The 1,382-nt window shown below is 57.5% G+C and carries 1 protein-coding gene; it reads right to left on the bottom strand.

What is annotated here, in order from left to right:
- Positions 1-335 precede the first annotated feature (335 nt).
- The coding region (locus tag BKE38_RS32970) for a M10 family metallopeptidase C-terminal domain-containing protein (RefSeq protein ID WP_207553685.1) at positions 336-1,382 on the bottom strand (1,047 nt) is incomplete at its 5' end.

Below are 1,382 nucleotides of genomic sequence, written 5' to 3'. Positions count from 1 at the left end.
CAGCTGCTAACCGGAGGGGGTGTTTCAAACCCAAACGTCCGTTTGACGGTCTGAAACACCCATCCAGCGATATCTTAGCCAGTTTAGAGCTATGTCGCGCAGCCTGACGTGGTCGCCAGCGGTCTGGGCGGGGGTCAGGGCCTCCCAATCTGGCTCCTCGATGTATGATCCGGGGCCGGTGATCACTTCGAATGTCATCGGTCTTCCCTCAATTATGCGGTGGGCAGGGCGGCTGGATACGGCTCCGGCTCGGCTGCTACTCAGCGTCTTGACCGGACTTGAAGGGGCTGCAGCAGAGATCGCCTCCCCTCCAAATTCCCCGGATGATGTGGCGATCAGGAGAAGATGATATCGCCTGGCTGGAAAGCAGTTAGGCCTCGCACTTCAAGATCGAATTCTCTCCCAAGAAATTCGAAGCTGAGGAGAAGCCCCTGGCTGATCTTCGTGATGTCCAGATCTTCTGGCTTCACGCTGTATCCACGAAGATCCAACTTATCGATGCCGACCTCGAAATCCATGATGACGTCTCGTCCGCCATCAGCATCGGGCGATTCCACAGCGTTGACGGAGTAGCTGTAGCGGAAGGTATCGGCGCCAGAGCCGCCCCAAAGGATGTCGGCATCATCTCCTGGGCGAAGGATGTCGTCGCCCGCGCCGCCATAAAGGATGTCCTTACCTCTGCTTCCGGCCAGCACATCGTTTCCAGTGCCGCCGATCAGGATGTCGTCGCCGCCCCCGCCCCCCAGATAGTCGTCGCCCGCGCCGCCATCGAGAATGTCTCTGCCGGTCTCGGACAGTCCGTAGAAGGGCTGAGAGCTAGGATTTCCTGGCCCGAAGCCATACCCGATGATGTAGTCGTCACCCCCGCCGCCGAAGATCTGGTCGAAGCCGAATCCCCCGAAGAGAGAATCATTGCCTTTGCCCGAGAAGATGATGTTGCTCACGGGATCAACAGGAAATTCTCCCCCATCAGCATAGTTATCGCGACCTGTGACTGTGTACGGGCCTGGACCGTACGCAATTTGGAGGTAAATTTTACCCAAATCGTATCTTAGTATCGGCATTTTGGCGAAACCTTCACGTTTTCCTGAGGAACATTCCCCAAAAAGAACGTTATTGTTCTTCTGAAGGCTCGTCTTGAGTTTTTGATTATTTTTTTGGAATAACCAGCGCAAATATCCGTGCAGCTTCTTCGTGAGCGGAGAATGCGTGACCTGGAAGGCCTCCCCAAACCCCCCCTCTGTTTTTGGTCCGCCTGCAAAGGGAGCTGGCCCGCCGGTCGACCCCCTAGGGGAGTTCAGACTTTCGACCCTCCACCCACTCAGGTCCCCTGCCGGCAGTGGGCCTAGGGCGGCCGCTGGCGGCGGCTCCAGGGGTGGGGG

It is taken from the genome of Teichococcus deserti (assembly GCF_001982615.1).
Lineage (GTDB): Bacteria > Pseudomonadota > Alphaproteobacteria > Acetobacterales > Acetobacteraceae > Pseudoroseomonas > Pseudoroseomonas deserti.
The sequence above is the reverse complement of the archived record's forward strand: the minus strand, read 5'-3'. Positions and strand labels throughout refer to the sequence as shown.